General features: G+C 70.6%; 23 protein-coding genes. 14 read left to right on the top strand and 9 right to left on the bottom strand.

Going from position 1 to position 26,313, the window contains the following annotated elements; genetic code table 11:
* Window positions 1-20 precede the first annotated feature (20 nt).
* Both ASF37_RS01945 and ASF37_RS01940 read right to left on the bottom strand, forming a co-directional pair.
* Window positions 21-749, bottom strand: a complete 729-nt coding sequence (locus ASF37_RS01945) for an amino acid ABC transporter ATP-binding protein (RefSeq protein WP_156366949.1) — start codon at window positions 747-749, stop codon at window positions 21-23.
* Between the two features lie 222 nt (window positions 750-971).
* Window positions 972-2,531 (bottom strand): LVIVD repeat-containing protein, encoded by a 1,560-nt coding sequence (locus ASF37_RS01940; protein ID WP_056578867.1) that lies wholly within the window; start codon window positions 2,529-2,531, stop codon window positions 972-974.
* A gap of 122 nt (window positions 2,532-2,653) precedes the next feature.
* On the opposite strand from ASF37_RS01940, the gene ASF37_RS01935 reads away from it, so the two are divergent.
* Window positions 2,654-3,349 (top strand): DUF305 domain-containing protein, encoded by a 696-nt coding sequence (locus ASF37_RS01935; protein WP_055967540.1) that lies wholly within the window; start codon window positions 2,654-2,656, stop codon window positions 3,347-3,349.
* Window positions 3,350-3,426: 77 nt separating this feature from the next.
* Complete coding sequence (locus tag ASF37_RS01930) at window positions 3,427-3,849, top strand: VOC family protein (protein WP_056554257.1); 423 nt, start codon at window positions 3,427-3,429, stop codon at window positions 3,847-3,849.
* 75 nt (window positions 3,850-3,924) lie between these two features.
* Here the strand turns inward: ASF37_RS01930 and ASF37_RS01925 are convergent, their stop codons facing one another.
* A complete protein-coding gene (locus ASF37_RS01925) occupies window positions 3,925-4,236 on the bottom strand; it encodes a hypothetical protein (RefSeq protein ID WP_056578864.1) in 312 nt (103 codons plus the stop codon).
* A 100-nt stretch (window positions 4,237-4,336) separates the two neighbouring features.
* Between ASF37_RS01925 and miaB the strand changes: the two genes are divergently transcribed.
* Complete coding sequence (miaB, locus tag ASF37_RS01920) at window positions 4,337-5,845, top strand: tRNA (N6-isopentenyl adenosine(37)-C2)-methylthiotransferase MiaB (protein ID WP_056554263.1); 1,509 nt, start codon at window positions 4,337-4,339, stop codon at window positions 5,843-5,845.
* Between the two features lie 126 nt (window positions 5,846-5,971).
* On the opposite strand, the gene ASF37_RS01915 is transcribed toward miaB, so the two are convergent.
* A complete protein-coding gene (locus ASF37_RS01915; RefSeq protein WP_056578861.1) occupies window positions 5,972-8,050 on the bottom strand; it encodes a YhgE/Pip domain-containing protein in 2,079 nt (692 codons plus the stop codon).
* Complete coding sequence (locus tag ASF37_RS01910) at window positions 8,050-10,950, bottom strand: MMPL family transporter (RefSeq protein ID WP_056578859.1); 2,901 nt, start codon at window positions 10,948-10,950, stop codon at window positions 8,050-8,052. The genes ASF37_RS01915 and ASF37_RS01910 overlap by 1 nt, the downstream gene beginning before the upstream one ends.
* A gap of 51 nt (window positions 10,951-11,001) precedes the next feature.
* On the opposite strand from ASF37_RS01910, the gene ASF37_RS01905 reads away from it, so the two are divergent.
* Window positions 11,002-11,640 (top strand): TetR/AcrR family transcriptional regulator, encoded by a 639-nt coding sequence (locus ASF37_RS01905; RefSeq protein WP_162239934.1) that lies wholly within the window; start codon window positions 11,002-11,004, stop codon window positions 11,638-11,640.
* A 46-nt stretch (window positions 11,641-11,686) separates the two neighbouring features.
* Complete coding sequence (locus ASF37_RS01900; RefSeq protein ID WP_056578853.1) at window positions 11,687-12,253, top strand: HhH-GPD-type base excision DNA repair protein; 567 nt, start codon at window positions 11,687-11,689, stop codon at window positions 12,251-12,253.
* Between the two features lie 27 nt (window positions 12,254-12,280).
* Here the strand turns inward: ASF37_RS01900 and ASF37_RS01895 are convergent, their stop codons facing one another.
* On the bottom strand, window positions 12,281-12,850 hold the full coding sequence (locus ASF37_RS01895) for a hypothetical protein (RefSeq protein ID WP_055967572.1): 570 nt from the start codon (window positions 12,848-12,850) through the stop codon (window positions 12,281-12,283).
* A 64-nt stretch (window positions 12,851-12,914) separates the two neighbouring features.
* On the opposite strand from ASF37_RS01895, the gene ASF37_RS01890 reads away from it, so the two are divergent.
* The gene (locus ASF37_RS01890; protein WP_056578850.1) at window positions 12,915-13,595 is read left to right on the top strand and encodes a hypothetical protein; all 681 of its coding nucleotides are present in this window, start codon (window positions 12,915-12,917) and stop codon (window positions 13,593-13,595) included.
* Between the two features lie 7 nt (window positions 13,596-13,602).
* On the opposite strand, the gene ASF37_RS01885 is transcribed toward ASF37_RS01890, so the two are convergent.
* Window positions 13,603-13,851: an antitoxin gene (locus ASF37_RS01885; protein WP_056578847.1), complete on the bottom strand. Its 249-nt coding sequence runs from the start codon at window positions 13,849-13,851 to the stop codon at window positions 13,603-13,605.
* 66 nt (window positions 13,852-13,917) lie between these two features.
* Between ASF37_RS01885 and miaA the strand changes: the two genes are divergently transcribed.
* The 6 genes from miaA (at window position 13,918) to ASF37_RS01855 (ending at window position 23,119) form a co-directional block, all read left to right on the top strand.
* A complete protein-coding gene (gene miaA, locus ASF37_RS01880) occupies window positions 13,918-14,874 on the top strand; it encodes a tRNA (adenosine(37)-N6)-dimethylallyltransferase MiaA (protein ID WP_056578844.1) in 957 nt (318 codons plus the stop codon).
* A 9-nt stretch (window positions 14,875-14,883) separates the two neighbouring features.
* Window positions 14,884-15,714 (top strand): diaminopimelate epimerase, encoded by an 831-nt coding sequence (gene dapF, locus ASF37_RS01875; protein WP_056578842.1) that lies wholly within the window; start codon window positions 14,884-14,886, stop codon window positions 15,712-15,714.
* Window positions 15,711-17,132, top strand: a complete 1,422-nt coding sequence (gene hflX, locus ASF37_RS01870) for a GTPase HflX (protein WP_056578839.1) — start codon at window positions 15,711-15,713, stop codon at window positions 17,130-17,132. The genes dapF and hflX overlap by 4 nt, the downstream gene beginning before the upstream one ends.
* Before the next feature lie 81 nt (window positions 17,133-17,213).
* Window positions 17,214-19,157: an ATP-dependent DNA helicase gene (locus tag ASF37_RS01865; RefSeq protein WP_056578837.1), complete on the top strand. Its 1,944-nt coding sequence runs from the start codon at window positions 17,214-17,216 to the stop codon at window positions 19,155-19,157.
* Between the two features lie 121 nt (window positions 19,158-19,278).
* Window positions 19,279-21,132 carry a carboxypeptidase-like regulatory domain-containing protein gene (locus ASF37_RS01860; RefSeq protein ID WP_162239933.1) on the top strand — a complete coding sequence of 618 codons (1,854 nt, stop codon included), beginning with the start codon at window positions 19,279-19,281 and terminating at the stop codon, window positions 21,130-21,132.
* 73 nt (window positions 21,133-21,205) lie between these two features.
* Window positions 21,206-23,119: a hypothetical protein gene (locus ASF37_RS01855; protein WP_056578832.1), complete on the top strand. Its 1,914-nt coding sequence runs from the start codon at window positions 21,206-21,208 to the stop codon at window positions 23,117-23,119.
* 99 nt (window positions 23,120-23,218) lie between these two features.
* Here ASF37_RS01855 and lexA read toward each other — a convergent pair whose 3' ends face one another.
* On the bottom strand, window positions 23,219-23,995 hold the full coding sequence (lexA, locus tag ASF37_RS01850) for a transcriptional repressor LexA (RefSeq protein ID WP_055968558.1): 777 nt from the start codon (window positions 23,993-23,995) through the stop codon (window positions 23,219-23,221).
* A gap of 377 nt (window positions 23,996-24,372) precedes the next feature.
* Between lexA and ASF37_RS01845 the strand changes: the two genes are divergently transcribed.
* Together ASF37_RS01845 and ASF37_RS01840 are read left to right on the top strand one after the other, a co-directional pair.
* Window positions 24,373-24,762, top strand: coding sequence for a LysM domain-containing protein (locus ASF37_RS01845; protein ID WP_082480785.1), 390 nt, complete (start codon window positions 24,373-24,375; stop codon window positions 24,760-24,762).
* 25 nt (window positions 24,763-24,787) lie between these two features.
* On the top strand, window positions 24,788-25,534 hold the full coding sequence (locus ASF37_RS01840) for a type 1 glutamine amidotransferase (protein WP_056578829.1): 747 nt from the start codon (window positions 24,788-24,790) through the stop codon (window positions 25,532-25,534).
* Between the two features lie 10 nt (window positions 25,535-25,544).
* On the opposite strand, the gene ASF37_RS01835 is transcribed toward ASF37_RS01840, so the two are convergent.
* A complete protein-coding gene (locus ASF37_RS01835) occupies window positions 25,545-25,958 on the bottom strand; it encodes a VOC family protein (RefSeq protein WP_056578826.1) in 414 nt (137 codons plus the stop codon).
* Window positions 25,959-26,313: the final 355 nt, after the last annotated feature.

Here is a 26,313-nt window from a genome sequence, read left to right as displayed (position 1 = left end):
GTTGGGTTCGAACAGGTGGATCAGTGGTTGAGGATCTTGCCCAGGAAGTCCTTCGCGCGGTCCGACGACGGAGCGCTGAAGAACTCGTGGGGGGTGTTCTGCTCGACGATGCGTCCGTCGGCCATGAACACGACGCGGTCGGCGGCGGTGCGAGCGAAGCCCATCTCGTGGGTGACGACGATCATCGTCATGCCGCCCTTGGCGAGGTCGACCATGGTGTCGAGGACCTCCTTGATCATCTCCGGGTCGAGCGCCGACGTCGGCTCGTCGAAGAGCATGACCTTGGGCTCCATCGCGAGCGAGCGGGCGATGGCCACCCGCTGCTGCTGGCCACCGGAGAGCTGGGCGGGGAGCTTGCTGGCCTGCGACTCGACACCGACCCGCTCGAGCAGCTCCATGGCACGCTTCTCGGCGTCGACCTTGGCCTGGCCACGGACCTTGATGGGGCCGAGCGTCACGTTCTCGAGCACGGTCTTGTGCGCGAAGAGGTTGAACGACTGGAAGACCATGCCGACGTCGGCGCGCAGCTGCGCGAGGGCCTTGCCCTCGGCGGGGAGCGGCTGGCCGTCCACGTGGATCTGGCCCTCGTCGATCGTCTCGAGCCGGTTGATCGTGCGGCACAGCGTCGACTTGCCCGAGCCCGACGGCCCGATCACGACGACGACCTCGCCCTGGGCGACGTCGAGCTCGATGTCCTGCAGCACATGCAAGGAGCCGAAGTGCTTCTGGACCCCCTGCATGGCCACCATGGGTGTGTCAGCCATGCGGGACAACCTATCGGCGTCCTTGGTCGTCCTTGCAAGTCCGCAACCGAATCGTCACCTGCGCCGGGGACGCGGCAACGCCGTGGACACACCGCCGGAAGACGCACGGGAACACACGTCGGCCGCCGACGCAGGGAGCTGCATCGACGGCCGACGTCTCGGGGCCGCGAGGGTGGGAGTGCCGGCTCGCGGTCGTGCGATCGAGCCCTACTCGCGGTACCGCGGCTGGCTCTGCGGGTTCAGCTCGTCGAAGCGCACCCGCTCCGCACCCTTGATCCGACGGTCGTCGACCTTGAACACGTCGAAGCCGCGCTGGATCTCGTTGGAGTAGACGTAGCCGTTGTAGTAGTACGTCGACCAGGGGCCGCCGACCACGAGACGCTGTGCGTCGTTGGGGCCGCGGTCGTGCCAGGCGATCTCCTTGGGGTTGGCCGAGTCGGTGAAGTCGAACATCGACCAGCCGCCCTGGTACCAGGCCTGGACCATGATGTCCTTGCCCTTCACCGGGACCAGCGAGCCGTTGTGGGCCACGCAGTTCTCGGTGTTCGCCTGGGTGCGGGGGATCTTGTAGTAGCTCTTGAACTCCAGGTCGCCCTTGCGGGTGATGTCGTAGATCCCGTTCGCGCCCTTGGTGTCGCCCACGGTCGGGTTGCAGGTGGGCGCGCCGCCGCCGCCGAGCTCGTCGGTGAAGACGACCTTGGTGCCGTCGTTGTTGAACGTGGCGGAGTGCCAGAACGCGAAGTTCTCGGTGTCGCGCACGTTCTCGGTGACCTTCGGCTTCTCACGGTCACCGATGTCGAGCAGGATGCCGTCGCCCATGCAGGCGCCGGCCATGATGTCCTTGCTCGGGTAGGCCGTGAGGTCGTGGCAGCCGCTGGTCTCTCGCGAGTAGCCGCCGGCCGGGTTGCCTCCGTCGGGGAACAGCACGGGCTGGGCGATCATCGTCGCGGCCGACGGCTTCTTCAGCGGCACCTTGACGATGCTGATGGAGTCCAGCGGAGGCTGGCAGTCGGGGAACGCGGCATCGGGCGCATACGACGACACGTAGACGTAGAGGTCGTTCTTCGAGCCCTTGCCCGGCTTGCCGCCCTTGCCCTTGCCCGGCTTGCCGTTGCCGGGAGCCAGGGTGTGGGTGTGCGAGCCGCACGGTGTCTCGACGGCCGACACGTACGTGGGCTTGCGCGGGTCGGAGATGTCGAAGACCTTGACGCCCTCCCACGAGTCCTTGATGGTGGCCGACTGTGCGGTGCTCTGGCACGAGGCGTCGCTGCGCGAGGAGTCGGTGCTGAGGATCAGCACGTCGTCGTACACGGAGATGTCGTTCTGCGAGCCCGCGCACACGACCTGCGTGACGACCTTCGGCCTCGCGGGCTTCGAGATGTCGTAGACCATGAAGCCGTTGTAGTTGCCGGCGAAGGCGTACTTGCCCTGGAACGCGAGGTCGCTGTTGAGCGCGTCCTCGGTGGCGAACGCGCCCTGCTTGGCGATGGCGGCGATGCGCTCGACGTTCTTGCTGTTCGCCTCCTCACCGGGTGCCAGGTCGGCGCCGCTGGCGTTCATCCGAGCGGTGTCGTTGCCCGGGAGGCAGTTGCCTGCCAGGCGGTCCGCCTCCGACAGCACGACTTCGCCGTCGCACTCGTCGGACGTGGTGTCGCGGGCCTGCACCTCGGCCGTGGCGGCCATGGGTGAGAGCAGTGCCGCGGTGAGCGCGCCGGTGGCGGCGGCTCCGAGCAGGGCCGTGGTGGCCCGTCTGCGCGAGATACGCATAGGTGTGTCCTTCCCCCGAAGTGTGGCTATCCTCGCTGAAAGCCGTCATGACGACAAGGGCGACGCGCGGACTCGTTCGTGACGTTCCCGTGACGGCGACACTTCGGGGGAAGGAACCACGTATGCGTCGTCGGAGTCCCACGTTCGGCCGCGGAGCAGCCGCCGTGCTCGTGGCCGTTGCCGTGCTCGCCACCGGGTGCTCCGGGGACGATCCGTCGCGCAAGGTCGACGGCACGATCATCCAGCCCGGCATGCCGGGGGAGGACTCCGAGGAGCTCGACGAGGCCCCGGAGATCGAGCGGGCGCGGGCCAACGACGCCGACATCGAGTTCGTGCAGATGATGATCCCGCACCACGCCCAGGCGCTCGAGATGGCGCAGCTCGCCCCGAAGGCCGGGGGCAGCAAGGCGGTGCGCACGATGGCGGACCGCATCGACGGCGCCCAGCGTCCCGAGATCGTCTACATGGCGGGCTGGCTGACCGACCAGGGTCTCGACGCGCCCACGAAGGAGCAGATCGAGGGCGGCAACATCCCGATGGGCCGCCACGGTGGGCACGGGTCGCACGGCGGCGACGTGCACGAGATGGCCGGCATGGCCAGCGAGGCACAGATGGCCGCTCTCGCGAGGGCGAAGGGTGCGCAGTTCGACCGCCAGTTCCTCGAGCTGATGGTCATGCACCACCAGGGCGCCATCGAGATGGTCGGTGACGTCGTCCGTCAGGGTGCGGACCTGCAGGTCAACGAGCTGGCCACGAGCATCGCGGCCGACCAGACTGCCGAGATCGACCGGATGCGTCAGCTCCTCGCCGACCTCTGAGCGGGTCGACTCGGCCTGCGAGGGAGCAGGGGACGTGTGAGCGTGGAGGCACACCCCACCGCACCCGAGGAGACCCCGTGCCGATCGCCGCCACCGACTACGCCCACGTCCGCCTGACCGTCCGCGACATCGACGCCTCGCGCCGCTTCTACGACTCCGTCTTCGGCTTCGACGTGGCGTTCGAGCTCCCGGAGAACCCGGACGAGGAGACCCGCGAGCAGCTGGCGTTCCTCTTCGGCGGCGTGATCTACCAGTTCCCCGGCGGTCTCCTCGGCCTGCGTCCCGTGGCTCCGGGGCACGACTCCTTCGACGAGGACCGCACCGGCCTCGACCACCTCAGCTTCGCCGTCGCGGACCGCGCCGCCCTCGATGACGCCGTCGCGGTGCTCGACGACCTCGGCATCGATCACGAGGACGTCAAGGACCTCGGCGGCCAGCTGATCCTGGAGTTCCGCGACCCCGACGGCATCGCCCTGGAGATCACTGCCCCTGCAGCCTGACGGCGGCCCCGGCTGATGGGCTGGTTGGGTGCTCTCACGGCATCGACCAGGCCGCGGGTTTGAAACCGCGGACGACTACTCAGGCTTCCGGGCGGCCCACGTGCCGACGATGCCGGCGGTCATGAGGAACGAGAGGCCGACGAGGCCGAACCCGACCAGGGTGACGGCACCGAGGCGTGGCTCGTCGTCGAGTGTGGTCTGCAGGCTCGAGGAGTAGGCGGCCGACGCCTCGTCGTTCGTCGTCTCGGTGCCGGAGGGCGGGTAGGCGTACCAGCCGAACGGCTCGGCCTCGTCGGCGTCGGACGAGCTCTGCCCGACCGCCACCACGACGAATCCGGCGACGGCCAGTGCTGCAGCGACGAGCAGCAGACGCTTGAGACGACCCATGGCGCCATGGTGCCGCAGATGCGTCGGTCGTTCCGCCGAACGCACGGGACGGCTCGGTGCGGGACGAGGCGCGGTGCCCGCCCCGTAGACTCGTGCGGTCATGACTGCAGCGACGTCGCCAGGGGCGAAGACCTACGAGGTGCGCACCTACGGGTGCCAGATGAACGTGCACGACAGCGAGCGGCTGTCGGGCCTGCTGGAGACGGCGGGCTACGAGAAGGCCGGTGACGGTGCGGGCATCCCGGACCTCCTGGTCTTCAACACCTGCGCCGTGCGCGAGAACGCCGACAACAAGCTCTACGGCAACCTCGGGCACGCCGCGAGCCTCAAGGCCAAGAACCCCGGCATGCAGGTGGCGGTCGGAGGCTGCCTGGCGCAGAAGGACCGCACCACCATCACCGACAAGGCGCCGTGGGTCGACGTCGTGTTCGGCACCCACAACATCGGGTCGCTCCCGGTGCTGCTCGAGCGCGCACGCGTGCAGGAGGAGTCCCAGGTCGAGATCCTCGAGTCGCTCGAGGTCTTCCCGTCCACGCTGCCGACCAAGCGGGACTCCGTGTTCGCCGCCTGGGTCTCGATCAGCGTCGGGTGCAACAACACGTGCACGTTCTGCATCGTCCCCGCCCTGCGCGGCAAGGAGAAGGACCGTCGGCCCGGCGACATCCTCGCCGAGGTGCAGGCGCTGGTCGACGACGGTGTCGTCGAGGTGACGCTGCTGGGCCAGAACGTGAACGCCTACGGCGTCGAGTTCGGCGACCGCCAGGCCTTCGCCAAGCTGCTGCGCGCGTGCGGCGAGATCGAGGGCCTCGAGCGCGTGCGCTTCACCAGCCCGCACCCGAAGGACTTCACCGACGACGTCATCGCCGCCATGGCGGAGACGCCCAACGTGATGCCGCAGCTGCACATGCCGCTGCAGTCCGGCTCGGACCGCGTCCTCAAGGCGATGCGTCGCTCCTACCGCCAGGAGAAGTACCTCGGCATCCTCGACCGGGTCCGTGAGGCGATGCCCGAGGCCGCGATCACGACCGACATCATCGTCGGCTTCCCCGGCGAGACGGAGGAGGACTTCCAGCACACGCTCGACGTCGTACGTCAGGCCCGGTTCTCCAGCGCCTTCACGTTCCAGTACTCCCAGCGCCCCGGCACGCCCGCGGCGATGCTGCCCGACCAGCTGCCGAAGGAAGTCGTGCAGGAGCGGTACATGCGCCTGGCGGCCCTCGTCGAGGAGACGTCGTGGGCGGAGAATCAACGGCTCGAGGGTCGCACCGTCGAGCTCCTCGTCTCCGACCACAGCGCCGCCGGTGGCCGCAAGGACCACGAGACCAAGCGCCTCACCGGCCGCGCGCGCGACAACCGCCTCGTGCACTTCGTCCCCGGCGACCACGCCGTGCGCCCCGGCGACCTGGTGGAGGTCACGGTCACGCACGCCGCCCCGCACCACCTCGTCAGCGACGCCGAGCCGGTGTCGTACCGGCGCACGCGCGCGGGCGACGCGTGGGAGGCCCGTCAGGGTCGCACCGAGGTGCGCCCCGCCGTCTCCCTCGGCATGCCCGCCGTGGGCGTACCGGCCCCGCTCCCGGTCGCCGACGCACCCGCCTGCGCCCGCTGACCCCTCCGGCACTCCCGCCCCGAGATTTCCAAGTCGACCTGGGAATCTCGCACGGCGCACGAAGACCTCAGCCGCGCACGGGTCGCAACCCGTGCGCGGCTGAGATCACCGTGCCTCGCAGACCGGTCAGACCTGCAGGGTCGGGTGCAGTCTCGTGATCGAGACCCGCTGCCGCCGCCTCGCCGCCAGCGCCGTGGCACCCAGGGCCAGCAGTGCGAAGACCACGAGGACGAACGCGTCGAACGCGACGCCCTCCGTGCCACCGGCGGTGGCCGCCCGGAACCCGTGGACCGCATAGGTCATCGGGAGCAAGGAGTGCAGGAACCCGAAGAACGACGGTGAGGTCTCGATCGGGTACGTGCCGCCCGCGGCCGTGAGCTGCAGGCATACGAAGACGATCGCGAGGAATCGTCCAGCCCCGCCGAACCAGGCGATGAACGTCTGGTTGATGGCCGTGAAGACCAGACCGGTGAGCACGGCGAGACCGAGCAGGAGCCACGGCTGCGAGGCCCCGACGCCGACGACCCCGAGCAGCACGCCCACCAGCAGCACGGCCTGCACGAGCGACAGCGCGGCGCCGGGGACGAACCCGGCCAGGGCCGTGCGCACGCTGCCGGCGGCCGAGGCGACGGCACGCGCCGAGAGCGGCCGCAGGAGCAGGTAGATCGACATCGCACCGACCCACAGCGCCAGGGCCATGAAGTAGGGCGCGAGTCCCTCGCCGTAGGACGAGACCTTGTTCAGACGGTCGGCTGCGTCGGTCACCGGTGTGGCCGCGGTCTTGGCCAGCTGGTCGCGCTCGTCCTCGGTGTAGTCCGGGACCTGCTCGCTGCCGTCGCTGAGCCCCGACTGCAGCTCCAGTGCACCGTCGCGCAGCGCGCCCGCGCCGTCGGCCAGCTGGTTGGCCCCGTCGGTGAGCTGGCCGGCTCCGTCGGCCAGGCGATCGGCACCGGTGGCGGCATCGTCGGCGCCGTCGGCCAGCTGGGAGGTGCCGGAGCGAAGTCGGTCGGCGCCGTCGGCGGCGTCACCGATCGCCCCGACGAGGGCAGGAACGTTGTCGGCGAGCTCGCGGTTGCCGTCGGCCACCTGGCGAGCGCCCCGGCTCAGTGCCGCCGACTGCTCCCCGATCGTCCCTGCCTGCCCGACGAGTCCGTCGAGCTGGGTGCGCGCCGTGGCGGCGGAGTCGGCCGCGGCGTCGAGGTCCGAGCACTGCGCGGCGGGTGCACCGCTCTCGCGGCACGTGGTGGCCGCGTCGCGCAGGCTCTGCTCCAGCGTCCCGAGGCGCTGGTCGATCTCGTCGGTGCTGCCGGAGATGGCACCCGCAACCTGCTGCACGATCCGGTCGAACCCGGCGACGCCGGTGGCCACCTGCTCGGCACCGTCGGCGAGCCGTTCGGTCTGGCCGGGCAGGGGAGCCGTGCGGTCCTCGAGCTCTCCGAGACCGCCCGCCAGCTGTCCGACGCCGTCGTCCAGCTGGTTCGCCCCGGTGGCGAGCCGACGCGTGCCGTCCGCCAGCGTCGTGGCCCCGTCGGCCAGCTGTGCCGTGCCGTCGCTCAGCTGGTTCGCGCCGTCGGTCAGCTCTCCGGCGCCGTCGGCCAGCTGCCCGGCGCCGTCGGCGGCCTCCTCCAGGGACGCCTTGATGTCGGTGAACCCGAGGTAGAGGTTGCCGAGGTACGTCTCGGTCACCTGGGCGTTGAGCGACGACTTGGCGGCGTCGAGGATGCGGTCGGCGATCTGGCCGTTGACGAAGTTCACGGCGTCGTTGGTCTTGAGGTCGAGCCGACCCTGCACCGCCGCGGACGGGTCCCCACTCGTGGAGGTGGCCGCCTTCGACAGGTCCTTCGGGATGGTCAGCACGGCCTTGTACGTGCCGTCCGCCAGCCCGGCCCGGGCGTCGGCCGCGTCGGTGAGCAGCCAGTCGTAGTTGTTCCTCGAGTCGTCACCGATGAGGTTCGCGGCCAGCTCGCGGCCGACGGCGACGGGCTGCTTCTCACCGTCCTGACCGGCCACCTCGATCATCTCGTCCTCGTTGACCACGGCGGCCTGGACGTTGTCGAGCCGCCCGGTGGGGTCCAGGTTCGCCCAGATGTAGAGGGCGCCGTAGAAGAGCGGCACGATCGCCACCGCGAGCACGGCGGCGCGGGTGATCCGGCTGCGGCGGAACCGCGCGAGCTCGAACCAGGGCAGGGACGGGGAGGGGAACATCAGATCATCAGCTCATCGAGGGTGCGACGGGTGTCGAGCTCCAGCAGGTGGAGCCGGGGGGAGGGTGTCGAGGTGTTCTGGGCCGGGGCGGACGACGCGGCCTGGACGCCCGCGACGAGCGCCGTCGACCGGTGCTCCAGAAGATGGGCGAGCGTCGACCACAGCAGGTCGATGTGCTCGGTGGCGCGCAGGTCGTCGGCGTCGTCGACGACCACGACCTGCGGGTCGGCCAGCAGCGCCAGCACGACCCCGAGCGTCTTGCGCTCCAGGCGGGTCAGCTCGGACACCAGCCTCGTGCCGGCGACCTCCTGGAAGGGCAGGCCCGCCTCGTCGTGGGCCGCCTCCAGCGCGCGGTTCATCGAGTTCCGCACGGGTGTCACCTTCGAGCGCGAGACCCACAGCCCGAACGTGCGGATGGAGAGCCGCTCGGCGATGTGCTGGTCCACGGTCAGGTTGGGGTCGAGGTCGTTCACGTCGCGGAACTCGGCGAGGGCCACGGCCTCGCGGACGGCCGGCGACTCCTGCGGGAGCAGGTGCCCGGCCACGCGCAGCCGGCCCTCGTCGAACGCCATGCGGCCCGCGATCGTGAGCAGCAGGGCGGTCTTGCCGCTGCCGCTGGGGCCGTGCACGACCAACCAGTCGCCGGCGGGCACCTCGAGGGTGACGTCGTTGTAGACGAAGCCTTCCGGCGTCTGCAGCGTCAGCCCGGCAGCGGAGACGGCCGCGGTGGAGTCGCGACGAGGCCAGGACTCCAGCTCGACCCTGCGGTGCAGGGCCTCGCCCTCGACGTCGACGTGGGGGAGGACCTTCGCGAGCCGCGCAGGCATCCACCACGCCCGGTCGCCGGCGTAGCGCATGACCGCCGGGGCGAAGAGCATGCGCACGAGGAAGGCGTCGGCGAACACACCGATGGCCAGCGCGAACGCGATCGGCTTGATGTTCACGTCGCCCTCGGGCACGAAGGCGGCGAACACGGCCAGCATGATCACCGCCGCGGCCGTGACCACACGTGAGCTGCCGACGAAGCCGTCGATGATGGCGCGGTCGGCGTCGCCGGTGCGCACGTACTCCTCCTTCATGCGCGACATGAGGAAGACCTCGTAGTCCATGGACAGGCCGAACAGCACCGCCATCAGCAGGATCGGCAGGAAGGAGATGAGCGGACCGGTCTGGTCGAGGTGCACCAGGTCGGCGAACCAGCCCCACTGGAACACCGCGACCACGGCCCCGAACGCCGCACCCGTGGAGAGGATGAAGCCCAACGTCGCCTTGACCGGCACGAGGACCGAGCGGAACACGACCATGAGGAGCAGCACCGACAGACCCACCACGAGGACGCCGAAGGGCAGCAGCGCACCTTGCAACCGCTCGGAGACGTCGATGCCGACGGCGGTGAGGCCGGTGACCGACACGGCGACACCGTGCTCCTTCTCCCAGCCCGGCGCCTCGGCGCGGATCCGGTCCACGAGGTCCGCCGTGGCGGCGTCGGCCGGTCCGGTCGACGGGATCACCTGCACCACGGCGGTGTCGGCGGTCCGGTTGGGCGTGGCCAGGCCGATCTGCTCGACGCCCGGCGTGGCGCGCAGGTCCTTCTCGACGTCGGCCACGACGCCGAGCGGGTCGCGCGAGGTGATGACGTCGAGGGTCACGAGCAGCGGCCCGTTGTACCCCGGCCCGAAGTACTCGTCGACCAGGTCGTAGGAGTCGCGCTGCGGCGTGCCGACCGGCTCGGTGCCGTTGTCGGGCAGGGCCAGCTGCAGGTCCTTCACGGGCAGGGTGGCGATGGCGAGGATGCCGACCACGAGCACCATGGCCACGGCCGGGAACTTGGTGGTCAGCAGGACCCAGCGTCGGGAGAACCCGCCCGGGGGACGCTCGCCCTCCTTCGCCTTGAGGCGGTCGCCGGCGCGGCCGAGCAGCGCGGGGAGCAGGGTGAGCGCCACGGCGACCGCGACGGCCACGGCCAGCGCCCCGCCGATGCCCATGACGGTGAGGAAGGGGATGCGTGCCACGGCGAGGCCCACGAGCGCGATCATGACGGTCACGCCGGCGAAGACCACGGCGGAGCCGGCGGTGGCGACGGACCGGGCGGCCGCCTCCTCCGCGGGCACGCCCTCGCTCATCAGCTCGCGGTGCCGCGACAGGATGAACAGGGCGTAGTCGATGCCGACGGCGAGCCCGATCATGAGCGCCAGGAGGGGAGCGGTCGACGAGACCGACAGGAAGCCCGTGGCCGTCCAGATGAGCTCCATCGACACGATCACGCCCACGAGGGCGGTGATGATCGGCAGGAACGCCGCTCGCCACGAGCGGAACATCCGGTAGAGCACGAAGAGCGCGACGACGACGCCGATGATCTCGATGATCGAGAGCTTGGGCCCGGTGTTGGAGAAGGCGTCACCGCCGAAGGCCACCGTGTAGCCGGAGTCCTCCAGGCTCGAGCCGGTGTCCTGCAGGTCGGTCTTCAGCTTCTCGGTCACGTTCTCGAAGCCGCCCGACAGCTGGACCTGCACCTGGGCCGCGCGGTCGTCCTTGGAGATCGAGGCGTCGCGGGCCATCTCGTCGTACGGCGAGGTCACGTCGGTGACGCCGTCCACGCGCTCGAGGTCGGAGACGGTCCGCTCCACGAGGGCACGTGACCGCTCGGAGTCGATGGAGGTGCCGTCGGGCGCCACGACCACGACGTAGGCGGACAGGCCGGCCAGCTCGGGGAAGGTGCGGCCGAGGTCGGCGAAGGCGTCGTTGGCCTCCGAGCCGGGGATGTCGAACTCGTCGCGCGTGCCGTCGCCGAGGGTGAGGGCGGCGCCGGCGCCGATCATCACCACGAGGATCCACGCGAGCAGGACGCGCGTGTGGTGGACGAACGAGCGGCGCCCCAGCTCGTAGAGGTACGTGGACATGAGAGCAACGATACGTTTCTGTATCCGATACAGCAATGTATCCTGAGTGTCGTGTCCACCACGTCTGCCTCGAGCCCGGATCCCGTGTCGCGCCGCCGCGCCGCCACGCGTGAGCGTCTGCTCGACGCCGCGCGCACGCTCCTGGTCCGCGAGGGTCTGCAGGGTGTCTCGGTGGAGCGGCTGTGCGAGGAGGCCGGCTACACCCGCGGCGCGTTCTACTCCAACTTCGACTCGAAGGACGATCTCGTCGTCGCCCTGGTCATGCGCGAGAAGGAGGCCATCCTCCGGACCCTGAAGGAGGCGGCCGACCCCTCCACGCTCGCGGGACTGCAGCCGGAGGAAGCCGCCGGTGCGATCCTCGAGCGCTTCGTGCTGCTGCAGCCGCCGGACCTCGACATGTTCCTGCTCCATCTCGAGCTGCAGACGCGCGGACTGCGCGGCGACGTCGGCGGCGACGTGTTCGTCGGCTGGTGGCACGAGGTCATCGACGGCATCTCCGACGTCCTCACCGTCGCGCTCGAGGCGGTGGGACTGCGCCTCACCCTCGACGTCAAGGACGTCAGCGTGATCCTCATGGGCATGTGGGACGCCATGGTGCTGAGCTCGCTCGTCGACGACCGTCCGGTCGACATCGACACGCTGCGCACGACCCTGCCGCGGATGCTCCTCGCCCTCACCGAGCCGGTCTGACCTGCCACGCCCCGTCGCGGTCCGCTCGACCTGGGATGATGGGTGCATGGTGACGATCGCGCAGGACCCCGCAGCCGACCGCGTGCTCAGCGACGACCCGTTCGCGCTGCTCGTAGGGATGCTGCTCGACCAGCAGTACCCGATGGAGCACGCGTTCCGCGGGCCGGCCAAGATCCTCGAGCGCTTCGGCACGCTCGACCCCGCCGCCATCGCCGACGCCGAGCCCGACGCCTTCGTCGACCTTTGCGCCACCCCGCCGGCGATCCACCGCTACGGCCGGTCCATGGCCGGGCGCGTGCAGGCGCTCGCCAAGGTCGTGGTCGACGAGTACGACGGCGACGCCTCGCGCATCTGGTCCGACGTCGGCAGCGCGCCGGTGCTCATGAAGCGGCTCACCGCGCTCCCGGGCTACGGCGAGCAGAAGGCGAAGATCTTCACGGCCCTGCTGGCCAAGCAGCTCGACGTGAAGCCGCGGGGCTGGACGAAGGCCTCGGGCGACTACGCCAAGAAGGGCTACCGCTCGGTCGCGGACGTCGTGGACGCCGACTCGCTGCAGAAGGTCCGGCAGTTCAAGAAGGCCAAGAAGGCCGAGGCCAAGGCCGCTCAGGCCTAGGCGCGGGCACGCTCGAGCGCTGCGGCGTCAGACGTCCTGGTCTCCGGCGGAGAACGGGTCGACCAGCACGTCGGGCACGCGGCAGGTGCCCTCGGCGGCGCGGTCCATCCGCTCGACGACCGGACGGTCGTCGGGTCCGGTGGGCACGCGGAAGGTCGCGTCGAAGCCGGTGCTCACCTGACGGGCGTAGCGGTCACGTGCACGCAGGAGGCTGTCCCAGTCCTCGAGCCACGCGTCCAGTGGGCGGTCGGACCGACGGTCTGCGGCGTCGATCCGGCGCACCGTGTCGATCATCCGCTCGACCGCGAGGTTCTGGTCGGCCAGCACGGCGGCCTGTCGTCGCGGCGGCCCACCGACCCGGAGTCCGTCCACGGTCGACGTCATGATCGCGCAGGCGATGGTGACGACGCCGGTCACCTCGGGGTCGTCGAGGTAGCCGCGCTCGTCCTCCTCGAGGGAGTGCAGCAGGGAGAACGTGGCGGCCGCAGCCACGGCGAGCGCCACCAGTGGTGCCAGGAGAGCCATCCACCGCCACCCGGGAGACACCGGCGGCAGGTCGTACCGCCACGCGTCCTCGTCGGGCAGGTAGGCGGGCACCAGGTCATGGTGCCACGGGGGCGCTCGTCCGGCGGGTCGAGCGCGCACCGCCTACGCTCGCCCCGTGCCCAGCGTCGTGTTCTGCCCCTGCTCACCCCTGGTCGCCGCAGGTGCTCTGGTCGGTGACGTCAGCGAGATGGACGCGGTGCGGGTCGAGGCGCTCGCGGCCGTCCGCAGGCTCGTCGACGACGCCCCGGCCCGCGTGCTCGTGGTCGGGTCCGAGGCACCGCCGGCTCCGGCGGACGAGCGAGCCGGTGGCTCGCTGGCGCCGCACGGGATCGACGTGACCGCAGGCGGCCCCGACGGCGGGCTCGGGCTGACCCACACCGTCGGTGCGTGGCTGCTCGACGAAGCAGGCTGGACGGGCTCGCGCGTGTACGTGCACGAGGTTCACGCGTCCGACCTCGACGACTCCGCCGTGCTGGTCATGGCCGACGGCTCGGCCAGGCGCTCCGAGCGGGCGCCCGGACACCTCGACGACCGGGCCGAGCCGTTCGACGCCACGATCGCCGCGGCACTGGCCGACGGTGACGCCGATGCGCTGGGCGGCATCGACCTCGAGCTCGCGGACTCGTTGCTGTGCGCAGGTGCACAGGCATGGCGAACGGTGGGCGACGCCGTGTCCGCTCGACTGCACGCCACCGAGGGTGCGCCGGTCGACGGCTCAGGGGTCGAGGCCCGCCTGCACCTCGACGACGCGCCGCTCGGCGTCGGCTGGTTCGTCGCCGAGTGGAATGTCTCCTAGCGCAGGCTCAGGCGCGGCCGCGGGGTCCGGCTGGTCCGCCGCGCCGGTCCTCCTCGGCGAGCTTGTCGGCGGCGTCCTTCGCCTTGCCGGCCGCGCCGTCGATCTTTCCGGTGTACTTGCCCTTGGTCGCCTTGTCGGCGAGACCGGCGGCCTTGTCGATGCCCTGGTCGATCTTGTCGTTCTGGGTCTTCGCCAGCTCGGCGGCCTTCGCCTTGAGCTCGGGGGCGTTCTTCTTCAGCTTGTCCAGGAAGCCCATCAGATCTCTCCTCGGTCCAGGGGCGCACTGCCCCGCTTGCCCCGAGGCTACTGAAAGACTCCACGGGTGAGCAGCCTCGATCGCATCGTGGTCGTCGTCGGTCCGACGGCGTCGGGCAAGTCGGCGCTGGCGGTCGACCTGGCGCTCGCCCTCGGTGGCGAGGTGGTGAACGCCGACGCCGTGCAGCTGTTCCGTGGCATGGACATCGGCAGCGCGAAGATCACCGAGGCCGAGCGGCGCGGCGTCCCGCACCACCTGCTCGACGTGCTCGACGTGCACGAGCCGACGTCGGTGGCGACCTTCCAGCGCGACGCCCGCGCCACGATCGAGGACTGTCTGCGTCGTGGCGTGACGCCGGTGCTCGTCGGCGGGTCGTCGCTGTACGTGAGGGCCGTGATCGACGACTTCGAGTTCCCCGGCACGGACCCCGAGGTGCGCGAGCGCTACCAGCGTCGGCTCGAGACCGAGGGGGCCGAGGCGTTGCACGCCGAGCTGCGGCGGGTGGCTCCCGAGGCTGCCGACCAGGTGCTCCCCTCGAACGGCCGCCGGCTCGTGCGCGCGCTGGAGGTCACCGAGATGACCGGCCGACCGTTCGTCGCGAGTCTTCCGGCTCACCGCTCGATCTACCGACACGTGACCCTGCTCGGCCTCGACGTCCCGCGTCCGGTGCTCGACGAGCGCATCGTGCGTCGGGTCGATGCCATGTGGGAGCAGGGACTCGTCGAGGAGGTGCGCGGCCTGCTCGATGCCGGGATCGACGGCTCGCCCACGGCGTCGCGCTCCATCGGCTACCAGCAGGTGCTCGCGATGCTGCGTGGGGAGGCGAGCGACGAGGAGGCCCGCGCCGAGACCGTGCGGGGCACCCGCGCGTTCGCCCGGCGACAGGACCGGATGTTCCACCAGGACCCGCGGGTGCACTGGCTGCCCCACGACGAGCCCGACCTGCTGGCCCGCGCGCTGGACCACGTGGCACGGGGTGGGGAGCCCGGCGACGCCGCGGATCCGTCGGGCCCGCGGCCGTAGACTGGTGTCATGACTTTCCCCTGGCTCAAGGGGCACGGCACCGAGAACGACTTCGTCCTGCTCCCCGACCACGACGGCACGGTGCACGGCGACCTCGATCCCGCGTTCGTGGCGGCGCTGTGCGCGCGACGCACCGGCATCGGCGCCGACGGCGTGCTTCGCGTGGTGCGGTCGGCCGCGCTCGACGAGCCCCAGGCCGCCGCCAGCGCAGGGGAGTGGTTCATGGACTACCGCAACGCCGACGGCACCGTCAGCGAGATGTGCGGCAACGGCGTCCGCGTGTTCGCCCGGCACCTGCTCGACGAAGGACTCGTGCCCGGGGGCGAGCCGGTCGTGGTCGGCACCCGCGACGGCGACAAGATCGTCACGCTCGACGGCAACGACTACGTCGTCGACATGGGCGGCGCGACGTTCGTCGAGGGCAGCAAGGTCGTCGTCGACGGGCGCGCCTGGGAGGCCGTCGGCGTCCGCACCGGCAACCCGCACGCCGTCGCCTTCGTCGACCGGCTCGACGACGCGGGCTCCCTGCTCACCGAGCCCGAGTACGACTCGCGGGTGTACCCCGACGGCGTGAACATCGAGTTCGTCGACGTCCGCGGTGACCACCACATCGCGATGCGGGTGCACGAGCGCGGCTCCGGCGAGACGCGGTCCTGCGGCACCGGTGCTTGTGCTGCAGCCGTCGCGACCGCCTCGGTGCAGGCCGACACCCTGCCCACGACCTATCGCGTGGACGTGCCCGGCGGCACGGTCCGCGTCACCTGGACCGCGGACGGCCGCGTGCTGCTGGCCGGTCCCGCCGAGATCGTCGCCCGTGGCGACATGGAATGGATGGCATGAGTCGATCTACCCCCACCCCCGGACCCGACGTCGACGCGGAGTCGCAGCGGGCCACCGAGGGCGCCCACGAGGGGCTCGAGCTGGCGGAGCGCCAGTCGCTGCGCCGCGTCGCCGGTCTGCGCACCGAGCTCGAGGACATCACCGAGGTCGAGTACCGCCAGCTGCGGCTCGAGCGCGTCGTCCTCGTGGGTGTGTGGACGGACGGGTCGGCCGAGGACGCCGAGAACTCGCTGGCCGAGCTCAAGCTGCTCGCCGAGACCGCGGGCTCCGAGGTGCTCGACGCGCTGCTCCAGCGTCGTCAGCGGCCCGACGCGGCCACCTTCATCGGCAGCGGCAAGGTCGAGGAGCTCACGGCGGCGGTGCAGGCCACCGGCGCCGACACGATCATCTGCGACGGCGAGCTCGCCCCCAGCCAGCTGCGCAACCTCGAGGACCGCACCAAGGTCAAGGTCGTCGACCGCACCGCCCTGATCCTCGACATCTTCGCCCAGCACGCGAAGTCGGCGGAGGGCAAGGCGCAGGTCGAGCTGGCCCAGCTGCAGTACCAGACCCAGCGTCTGCGCGGCTGGGGTGGCAACCTGTCGCGCCAGGCCGGTGGCCGTGCCGCCGGCGGTGAGGGCATCGGTGGCCGTGGCCCCGGTGAGACCAAGCTCGAGACCGACCGCCGCCGCATCCAGGCCAAGATGGCCAAGCTGCGCCGTGAGCTCAAGGCGCTGCGCACCACGCGTGACATCAAGAAGGCCCAGCGTCGGCGCAACGCCGTGCCCGCCGTCGTCATCGCCGGCTACACCAACGCGGGCAAGTCGAGCCTGCTCAACCGGCTCACCGGCGCCGGCGTGCTCGTCGAGGACGCCCTGTTCGCCACCCTCGACCCCACCACCCGCAAGACCCAGGCCAGCGACGGACGTGTGTACACGATGTCCGACACCGTCGGCTTCGTGCGCCACCTGCCGCACCAGCTCGTCGAGGCGTTCCGCTCCACGCTGGAGGAGGTGGCCGAGTCCGACCTGGTGCTCCACGTCGTCGACGCGTCCCATCCCGACCCCGAGGGGCAGATCGCTGCGGTGCGCGAGGTGTTCGCCGAGATCGACGCGACCGGTGTCCCGGAGATCATCGTGCTCAACAAGGCCGACGCCGCCGACCCGATGATGGTCAATCAGCTGCTCGCCCGCGAGCCGCACGCGGTCCTGGTGAGTGCCCGCACGGGCCAGGGCATCGACGAGCTGCTCGCGGCGGTCGAGGCGGACCTGCCTCGCCCGGAGGCCCGGGTGGACGTCGTGGTGCCCTACGACCGGGGCGACCTGCTCAGCCTCGTGCACCAGACCGGCGAGATCGAGACCCTCGACCACGCGTCCGACGGCACGCACCTCGTCGCCCGCGTCTCCGACGAGCTCGCGCACCAGCTCAACGAGCTCTGAGGCCGGGCGACGCCGGCGCCGGCGCACTCGGCTGTGGACGGGGGCCGGACCGGCGCGGGGCGTCCGTCTAGGCTCGCCACCATGTCCGACAGCCCCTCCGCCGAGCCCAGCGTCCGCGAGGTCCTGCACGCCGCGGTCGGCGCCCTCGGCGGCACGGAACGCCCAGGTCAGGTGGCCATGGCGGAGGCCGTCGCCGAGTCCCTCGGCTCGGGTCGACACCTGCTGGTCCAGGCCGGGACGGGCACCGGCAAGTCGCTCGGCTACCTCGTGCCCAGCCTGCTCCACCAGGACCGCGTGGTGGTCTCCACCGCGACGCTCGGACTGCAGCACCAGCTCGTCCAACGTGACCTCCCGGCCCTGGTCGCGGGTGCACGCGAGGCCATGGGCACCACGCCGTCGTACGCCGTCGTGAAGGGTCGCGCCAACTACGCCTGCCTGCACCGCGTGCGCGAGGGCGTGCCCGACGAGCAGGGTGCTCTCGTCGACCTGCCCGAGGGAAGCCTCGGCGCCGAGGTGCTGGCGCTGCGCGAGTGGGCCGAGGACCTTGCGGGCAAGCCGGGAAGCGGCGACGGTGCGCACGGCGACCGTGAGTCCGCGCCGTCGCACACCGATCGCGCCTGGCGGCAGGTCAGCGTCAACCACCGCGAGTGCGTGGGTGCCACGCGCTGCCCGCACGCCGCGGAGTGCTTCGCGGAGCTGGCCCGCGAGTCCGCCCAGCACGCCGACGTCGTCGTCACCAACCACGCGCTCCTGGCCATCGACGCGATCGACGGCGTGCCGATGCTCCCCGAGTACGACGCCGTGGTGGTCGACGAGGCGCACGAGCTCGCCGCCCGCGTCACGCAGGCCGCCACGTCCGACCTCGACCCGGCGGGCATCGAGCGCGCCGCCCGGCGCGCCCGCCCCCACACCGACGGGGAGACCGACGACCTCAACGAGGCTGCCGACGCCCTGGCGGCCGCCCTGGCCCGCGTCGACGTCGGACGCATCGACGTGCTCGACGACGAGCTGGCCGAGGCGCTCGCGCGGGTCCGTGACATGGCCCGCGCCTGCCTGTCCGCCTTCCCGCGAGAGAAGTCCGACGGCGAGGCCGACGCCTCCCGCCAGCAGGCGAAGGCCGGGCTCGAGGAGGTGCGTCTCGTCGCCGACCGCATGGCGAGCCTGCGCGAGACGGAGGTGCTGTGGCTCTCCGACACCCGCGGTCCGGTGCTTCACGTCGCTCCGGTCGACGTCTCGGCCAGCCTGCGCGACAAGCTCTTCGAGGAGAAGACGGTGGTGCTCACGAGCGCCACGCTCACCGTCGGCGGTGGATTCGACCCCGTCGCCGCGGCCGTCGGGCTCCGCCCGGGGGACACCGAGGTGTGGACCGGCCTCGACGTCGGCTCACCGTTCGACTACCGACGCCAAGGCATCCTCTACGTCGCCAAGCACCTGCCGCCGCCGGGTCGCGACGGCATCACCGACGCCCAGCTCGACGAGATCGCGGCCCTGCTGGAGTCCGCAGGCGGACGGACGCTGGGGCTGTTCTCGTCGCGACGTGCGGCCGAGGCCGCAGCCGAGGGAGTGCGCACGCGCCTTCCCGACCACGAGATCCTCTGCCAGGGCGACGCGCAGCTGTCCGAGCTGACGCGGCGCTTCGCCGAGGAGGAGCGCACCAGCCTGTTCGGCACGCTCAGCCTGTGGCAGGGCATCGACCTGCCGGGCGACACCTGCCGGCTCGTGATCATCGATCGGGTCCCGTTCCCGCGGCCCGACGACCCGCTCATGAGCGCCCGTCAGCGTCTGGTCGAGAAGCGGGGCGGCAACGGGTTCATGACCGTGGCGGCCAGCCATGCCGCACTGCTGCTGGCACAGGGGTCGGGGCGTTTGATCCGGCGCACCACCGACCGGGGCGTCGTGGCGGTGCTCGACCCCCGACTCGTCACGGCACGCTACGGGTCGTTCCTTGCCGCCTCGCTGCCTCCGCTGTGGCGCACGACCGACCGCGACGCCGTGCTCGGGGCGCTTCGTCGACTCGACGACTGACGACGCGTCGGCCGTTCGCCCAGTCGGCACCCGGACGTGGTCCGCGCGGGGTACGCTGAGCCGTCATTCCCACGTATGAAGGGCTCGGGGCTCCATGCGCCGTCTTGCCGCGTCTGTCGCGTTGATCGTCAGTTCCACCCTCGTCGTGGCGGTGCCGTCGACGGCCCAGGCCGCCACCGGTCTGGAGGTCCGCTCCAACGTCGTGGCCGTGGAGCGCCCTGACTCGACGGGTCACCACCCCCTCTACCTCTACGCGGTCTGCAAGGGTTCCAAGACCTGCTCGGGCACGGCCACGCTGGTGCAGGGCGGTCTGGTCAAGACCACGTCGTACTCGATCAAGGGCGGCAAGAGCGGCTACCTGAAGGCCTACTGGAACAAGGCGGCGGCCCAGCCGACCGAGCTCGGCAAGGTCGACGCGTTCAAGCGGACCTTCACCTGGACCCCCAAGGGTGCGTCCAAGAAGAGCAAGTCGATCTGGCTCGAGCCGCGCATCTACAGCCGTCGGATCCAGGGCCAGGTTCGTGGTCCCGCGTCGTCGCGCATCAAGGACCTGCAGGTCTCCAAGTGGGTCGTCAGCGGCCTGCGCAGCAGCCGGGTCAGCACGGCGCCCGTCGGCTCCGACGGGCGCTTCGACATCGGCTCCTCGGCCCTCGGCCGCAACAACAGTCCGGGTGCGGCCTACCGCCTGAGCGTCTCGGCCGTGGTCGACGGCACCGAGCGCGAGTGGTTCTGGCGGGGGAGCACCACAGGGTCCGGCTTCGCCGACGGCGGTGGCGGCTGGATCCGCGACGCCGCCGTCGTGCGTGTGCAGAAGGCCGGCGACTTCCAGGCGGACTTCGCCTACGGCACGGTCAGCGGGCGCCTCACGGGCACCGGCTCGGCGGGTGCGGACGTCCGCGTGCTCACCCCGCCGCCGTCCTACCCGAGTCGTTCGTCGGACCGGCGCGGTCTCGACGTGCCCTACTGCGCCAACGAGTTCGGGCGCGTGCGCACCGACGACGCCGGCCGCTACTCGGTCACGTTCGTCCCGCGCCCCGACGCGGTGCGGTACCGCTACATGGTCGACTTCGAGCCGGCCGGCGCACTGCGCGGCGCCGTGATCATCTCTGAGGGCAACGTCGTCGACAGCTGCCAGGCCGCCATCAAGTACACGCGGGACATGTCCGACCTGCTCGGCTTCCCCTCGGGATCCGAGACGCTCCCGGTGGGCGACGTGAGCACGTCGGCGGACCAGCGCAGCCTCACGATCAACGGCAACACGCTGAAGGGTGGCTCGGTCCACGACCGCTGGACCACGCTGCGCGAGTACTCCGTGGGCCGCAAGATCCTCGAGTCGCCGATCGTGGCCGAGGGCTACGCCAACAGCAGCGGCAACAAGACGTTCGCCGCGCGCCCCGGCAAGTACTGGGTGGAGGTGGGTCGCCGGACCAGCTGCTCGGCCTGGTATCCCAGCATCTACTCCAACAACTACCTGTACCACAAGGGTGGCGAGCGAGGCAGTGAGCGCTGGAAGACCGTGGGTGGCAGCGTGCCGGAGTACTCCACGTCCTACCGCTACGGCTACGTGAAGCGGAACCCCCCGAAGGGCTACAAGGGCTGGATGTACCGCGACGTGTGCAAGGCCGTGGGCGCGGGCAAGTACGTGCTGATCACGGTGGGTGCGGGCGACCGGACGGTCGACGTCACGAACCCCCGCGGCGGCACCATCTCCGGGCGGGTCACCCGGGTGGGCGGCAAGTCCAACAAGGAGATGCTCGTGACCGCGTACTCCACCGACGGCAAGAAGGTGCTGCGCTCGGCCTACAGCAGCCGCAGCGGTGGCTTCGTGATCCGCGGCCTGGCGAGCGGCTCCTACAAGATCGTCGTGAACGCGGACTCCTGGCGCGGCATCAGCCGCTCGTTCTCCGGCAAGAAGTCGGTGAAGGCCAAGGCGGGCAAGAACGTCTCGGCCGGCACGCTGCGCTTCAAGGGCTGACGACGGAACCGGGCTACCAGGCCCGGGCTTGGTACAGTGCAGCGGTCCTGCCATCGAAGTTCTCGGGGAATTGATGTTCCGTCGTACCGCCGTCCTGCTGTCTGCCGTGCTCGTCGCGACGGGCGCCCTCGTCGGGCTGAGCGCCTCCACCGCCCAGGCCGCGACCGGAATCGAGGCGCGGTCGAACATCGTCGCCGTCGGCTCGCCCAACTCGGCCGGACACCGTCCGGTCAAGATCTACGCGCGCTGCAACGGGTCGAAGACCTGCTCCGGTCGTGCGGCGATCCTGGGCCAGACCCGGTACGTCAACTGGCCGTACAGCATCAAGGGCAACAGCGCGGGCTACATCACCGTCTACTGGCTGGGCGACGAGGGCAACACCGCGCCCACGGGCCTCGGGTCCGCCCCCGGGCAGCAGGGGACCACCTTCGAGCGCACGCTGCGGGTCTACCCCTCGGGTGCCTCGGCGCGTGACAAGACGATCACGCTGGAGCGGACCCAGGCCAGCCGGAACCTCAAGGGCACCGTGTCGGGCCCCGGCCTCGGCAGCCGGGTGACCGACGTGCAGGTGACCAGCTGGAACGTCAGCGGACTCGTCTCGCGTCGTCTCAAGACCGTCGACGTCGCGTCGAACGGCACCTACGACTTCGGTGCCGTCTCGCTCGGCACCAACAACGCCGCGTCCTACGGCTACCGGCTGAGCATCCGGGCGCGGGTCGACGGCACGGTCCGCGAGTGGTTCTGGCGTGGCACCGACGGACGGCCCACTGGCGGCGGCAAGCGCGTCAGCGAGGCGCACGCGGCCTCGGTGACCAAGTACAACGACTTCGTGGCCGACTTCCGGTTCGGCCGGATCGCCGGCACGCTCAGCGGGGCCGGGTCCACCGGCACCGACGTGCGCGTGATCGCCCCGCCCGTCACCCGGCCGACGCGCGCCTCGGACCTGCGCGGTCTCGACGTGCCCTTCTGTGCCAACGAGTACGGCGCCGACACGACGTCGGGGTCCGGCGGCTACGACATCACGTTCCTCCCGGTGAGCCAGAACGGCGACTCGCGCTACCTCGTCTCGCACGAGGGCACCAACCGGGCCGGCGTCATCACGACGGGCGGGCGCCAGTACGCCAGCTGCAACGCCGCCACGAAGTACACCTACTCCGCGAGCGACGACGACCTCATCTCCTACGGCACCGGCGGCCTGTCGGCCACCATCTCCGCCAACCTCGACTCCGGCAAGCACGCGCTCGGCTTCGACACCGACGCGACCTACACGTCGTCGATCAAGCCCCACGACACCTGGACGACGGTCCGCGAGTACGTGCCCGGCACCAAGATCCTGGACCGCCCGATCATCACGGCCGGCCACGCCAACTCCTCGGGCTTCAAGCAGTTCGAGGGTCTGCGCAACGGCAAGTACTGGGTCGAGGTCGGGCGACGGACGGGCTGTTCTGCCTGGTACCCCAGCATCTACAAGGACAACTACCTCTACCACAAGGGTGGCGAGCGCGGCAGCGAGCGCTGGAAGACCGTCAATGGCGCCTACCCCGAGTACGAGACGTCGTACCGCTACGGCTTCAAGGCCAAGAAGCCGCCGAGCGGCTACAAGGGCTGGATGTACCGCGACGCCTGCGTGGCGCAGAGCGCCGGTGACTACAAGCTCGTCACCATCAACAACGGCGACGCCACGTCGAACACCTCCAGGCTGCGCAAGGGCGCCACGATCTCGGGCAAGGTCTCGCGGATCGGCGGCAAGAGCAACAAGGAGATGCTGGTCTCGGTGTACTCCACGCAGGGCGTGCTCGTGATGCGCTCGGCGTACACGAGCTCCTCGGGCCGGTTCGTCATCCGCGGCCTCGCGTCGGGCAACTACCGGGTCCTGGTCAACGGTGACTCGTGGCGCGGAATCGGCCGCACCCACAAGGGCACGCAGACCAAGCGGGTCACGGCCGGCAAGTCCTACAGCGTGGGCACGCTCAACTTCCGCAGCTGAGCTCAGCTCGCCCGGCATCGCTCGGACGCCGACGCGCGACGAGGCCCTCTCCCGTGAACGGGAGAGGGCCTCGTGGGTGATGAGCGCTGACGGTGGGTGTCAGAGGCGGCGCAGCACCGTGGTGACCTTGCCCAGGATCGTGGCGTGGTTGCCGTCGATGGGGGAGTAGTCGTCGTTGTGCGGCAGCAGCCAGATCTGACCGTCCTTGCGCTGGAACGTCTTGACCGTCGCCTCGCCGTCAAGCATGGCGGCGACGATCTCGCCGTTCTCGGCGACCGGCTGCTGGCGGACGACCACGTAGTCGCCGTCGCAGATCGCCGCGTCGACCATGGAGTCGCCGCGCACCTCGAGCAGGAACAGGGTGCCGTCGCCGACGAGGGAGCGGGGGAGCGGGAAGATCTCCTCGACCTGCTCCTCAGCGAGGATCGGACCGCCTGCGGCGATGCGACCGAGCATGGGCACGTAGGTGGCCTCGGGGCGCTGGTCGCCGAAGCCGGTCTCGTCGACCTCGGAGTCGTCGGCCGAGCTGAGCGTGCGCCGCGCCTTGACCACCTCGGGCAGGAAGATCTCGATCGCGCGCGGGCGGTTCGGGTCGCGCTTGACGTAGCCGAGACGCTCGAGAACCCGCAGCTGGTGGGCGACCGAGGAGGTGCTGGCCAGGCCGACGGCGCCACCGATCTCGCGCATGCTGGGCGGGTAGCCGCGCTGCTCGATCTGGTCGCGCATGAAGTGCAGGATCTTCTGCTGCCGGCCGGTGAGGCCGGTCATCTCGTCGACGGGACCGTCGGGCAGCTCACGCACGGAGTTGCGTGAACCCTTCGGGCGGCCCCGACGCGGCGCGTCGGCGGAGGGGTCGAGGGTGCTGTCGTCGCTCATGGTCCCCACGCTAGACCTCTGCGGGGACGTTTACAAACACATGTTCGACAGCGTGTCGCGCGTTCGAACGGCGCGCTCGACGGTCCCGCAAACGCCCTGGGAGCGGTCACGCGCGTGCGACGCGTCACAGTCAAACACCGTGTCGAAGATTCTTTCGCTGGAATGGCAGGCGAGTGACCGTCCTGTTCGGATTCCTGTTCGAAAGGGGGCTGCTTTTGTCGGCGCCGTCCCCTACTGTCGTACACGTGTTCGATCGAACATCTGTTCGTCGGATCCGCGGAGCACCACCGCCCCCGGAGCATCGACGTTCGAATGACATCGACAGGTGCTCGATCGACACACCAAGACTCCTTCCTCTCCCTTCCCCGGAGGTCACCATGAGCACCATCACCGTCTACGAGACCAGCCGCTTCGCCCCCTCGTTCTCCCGCGGGATCGCCTCGGCGCCGCGCAGTACCACCGAGCCGGCTGCGGTCCGGCTGACCCGTCGGGGCCGCCTCGTGCTCCTGCTCGCCGTGATCGCGGCGCTGGCGGTCACGGTCGTCGCTCTCGGCTCGTCCACCGTCGCCACCTCCGACGCCGGCGCGGTCCCGGCCACCACGGTCGTCACCGTGCAGGAGGGGCAGACGCTCTGGCAGATCGCTGCCGACGCCAACCCCGAGGGCGACGTGCGCGACACGGTCGACGACATCATGCGCATGAACTCGCTGCCGAGCGCCGGTGCGCTGCAGCTCGGCTCCGACCTCGCGGTGCCCGTCTACGAGTGACGGGCCCGTCCGGCACCATGGGGGCATGAACGACGCCTCCACGCACCCGGGCCCGACGCCGGCGGACCGCCCTCTGCAGGTGCATGTGCTGGCCGACGACACCGACCGCTCCGGTGGCTACGTCACGGAGCGGCTGCGTGAGCACGGCGCCGAGCTGACCTGGATCGACCGTGACACGATCGACTCGCCGTGGTCGGCGACCGGCGTCGACTTGGTGCTCAGCCTCGGCTCGGAGCGCTCGGCGCACGAGCCCCGCTGGGCCCACGTCGTGGAGGCGGAGTCCGACGTCGTGCGGGTGGCGCTCGGCTCCGGCGTCCCCGTGATGGCCATCTGCTACGGCGCCCAGCTCGTGGCCCGTGCCCTCGGCGGCACGTCGTACCGCGGCGACGGTGCCGAGATCGGGTGGCGCCGCGTCGACACGCTCGACGACGTCCTCTGCCCGGAGGGGCCGTGGGGCCAGTTCCACCAGGACGTGCTGAGCCCGCCGCCCACGGCGCGGGTGATCGGCAGCTCCTGGTTCGGCCCGCAGTGCTTCGTCGACGAGGCCTTCGGTGCCCGCGTGATCGCCTGGCAGTTCCACCCCGAGGTGACTCCGGAGACCTTCAGCCGCTGGGTCGACGAGAGCGCCGACCTCGTGCGGGTGAGCGGGTCGGAGCCCAGCGAGCTGAAGCGTCAGGCGCTCGCGAACGCGACGCGCAGCCGTCTTGCGGCCTTCGCGCTCGTCGACGCTGCGCTCGACCACCTCGGCGTGGCGGTGCCCCGCCCCGTGTGAGGGTCGGCCGCTACTGGCTCGCGGCGAGGTTGACCAGCCAGGCCACGCCGAAGCGGTCGTTCAGCAGGCCGAACTCGTCGCCCCACGGTGCACGCTCGAGCGGTGCCACGATCTCGGCGCCCTCGCTGAGTCCGGCCCAGTAGTTGCGGATGCGGGGATCGTCGCCGTTGAGGGTGACGTTGATGGCCGTGCCCATTGACGGCTGGTCGCCGCCCGGGGGAGTGTCGGAGGCCATCAGGTCGAAGCCGGCGTCGGTGACGAGGTGGCCGTGCATCATCCGGTCGGCCACGGCGGGGTCGTCGCTCATGCCGGCCTCGCCGAAGGTCATCGCCTCGATCGTCCCGCCGAAGACGGACTGGTAGAACTCGAGCGCCTCGCGGGACTCGTCGCGGAAGTTCAGGTAGGGGTTCAGTCGCATGGTCATGCGGTCATCGTGCTCCCTTTTGTTCCTGAGAGGAAGAGGCTTCGGTGAGAGCCCCTCGGGACCGGGTACGTCCTGGTCGAGGAGGGGGTGGTTCCACCTCGGTGGCGCCGGGACACGCCGTGACACCTGAGGCTCGTGTGACTCGAGAGGCCGCTGACCTGCGCAAACATCGAGCTCTCAGATTTGTCTGAGCAACTCGTCAGACTTGCTTGCATGACCTGGTGTGCAGGCGTACGGTAGCCACTACATCTAGTGATTACACCGATGTAGTTCTCCACATCTAGTCCCACAGGGACGGGGGACTTACCCACAGGAATCCCGGGCCATCCACCTCTGCATCCCCAGGTTGTCCCCA

This window comes from Aeromicrobium sp. Leaf289 (assembly GCF_001423335.1).
Lineage (GTDB): Bacteria > Actinomycetota > Actinomycetes > Propionibacteriales > Nocardioidaceae > Aeromicrobium.
Note: the sequence above shows the minus strand (reverse complement) of the source record. Positions and strands in the feature narration are given on the sequence as shown.

What these genes read in the sequence shown, in the direction of transcription:
- ASF37_RS01945 (WP_156366949.1), bottom strand. Translation starts at nt 749, where the DNA reads ATGGTGGCCATGCAGGGGGTCCAGAAGCACTTCGGCTCCTTGCATGTG.
- ASF37_RS01940 (WP_056578867.1), bottom strand. Translation starts at nt 2,531, where the DNA reads ATGCGTATCTCGCGCAGACGGGCCACCACGGCCCTGCTCGGAGCCGCC.
- ASF37_RS01935 (WP_055967540.1), top strand. Translation starts at nt 2,654, where the DNA reads ATGCGTCGTCGGAGTCCCACGTTCGGCCGCGGAGCAGCCGCCGTGCTC.
- ASF37_RS01925 (WP_056578864.1), bottom strand. Translation starts at nt 4,236, where the DNA reads ATGGGTCGTCTCAAGCGTCTGCTGCTCGTCGCTGCAGCACTGGCCGTC.
- miaB (WP_056554263.1), top strand. Translation starts at nt 4,337, where the DNA reads ATGACTGCAGCGACGTCGCCAGGGGCGAAGACCTACGAGGTGCGCACC.
- ASF37_RS01915 (WP_056578861.1), bottom strand. Translation starts at nt 8,050, where the DNA reads ATGTTCCCCTCCCCGTCCCTGCCCTGGTTCGAGCTCGCGCGGTTCCGC.
- ASF37_RS01910 (WP_056578859.1), bottom strand. Translation starts at nt 10,950, where the DNA reads ATGTCCACGTACCTCTACGAGCTGGGGCGCCGCTCGTTCGTCCACCAC.
- ASF37_RS01900 (WP_056578853.1), top strand. Translation starts at nt 11,687, where the DNA reads ATGGTGACGATCGCGCAGGACCCCGCAGCCGACCGCGTGCTCAGCGAC.
- ASF37_RS01885 (WP_056578847.1), bottom strand. Translation starts at nt 13,851, where the DNA reads ATGGGCTTCCTGGACAAGCTGAAGAAGAACGCCCCCGAGCTCAAGGCG.
- dapF (WP_056578842.1), top strand. Translation starts at nt 14,884, where the DNA reads ATGACTTTCCCCTGGCTCAAGGGGCACGGCACCGAGAACGACTTCGTC.
- hflX (WP_056578839.1), top strand. Translation starts at nt 15,711, where the DNA reads ATGAGTCGATCTACCCCCACCCCCGGACCCGACGTCGACGCGGAGTCG.
- ASF37_RS01865 (WP_056578837.1), top strand. Translation starts at nt 17,214, where the DNA reads ATGTCCGACAGCCCCTCCGCCGAGCCCAGCGTCCGCGAGGTCCTGCAC.
- ASF37_RS01855 (WP_056578832.1), top strand. Translation starts at nt 21,206, where the DNA reads ATGTTCCGTCGTACCGCCGTCCTGCTGTCTGCCGTGCTCGTCGCGACG.
- lexA (WP_055968558.1), bottom strand. Translation starts at nt 23,995, where the DNA reads ATGAGCGACGACAGCACCCTCGACCCCTCCGCCGACGCGCCGCGTCGG.
- ASF37_RS01845 (WP_082480785.1), top strand. Translation starts at nt 24,373, where the DNA reads ATGAGCACCATCACCGTCTACGAGACCAGCCGCTTCGCCCCCTCGTTC.
- ASF37_RS01840 (WP_056578829.1), top strand. Translation starts at nt 24,788, where the DNA reads ATGAACGACGCCTCCACGCACCCGGGCCCGACGCCGGCGGACCGCCCT.
- ASF37_RS01835 (WP_056578826.1), bottom strand. Translation starts at nt 25,958, where the DNA reads ATGACCATGCGACTGAACCCCTACCTGAACTTCCGCGACGAGTCCCGC.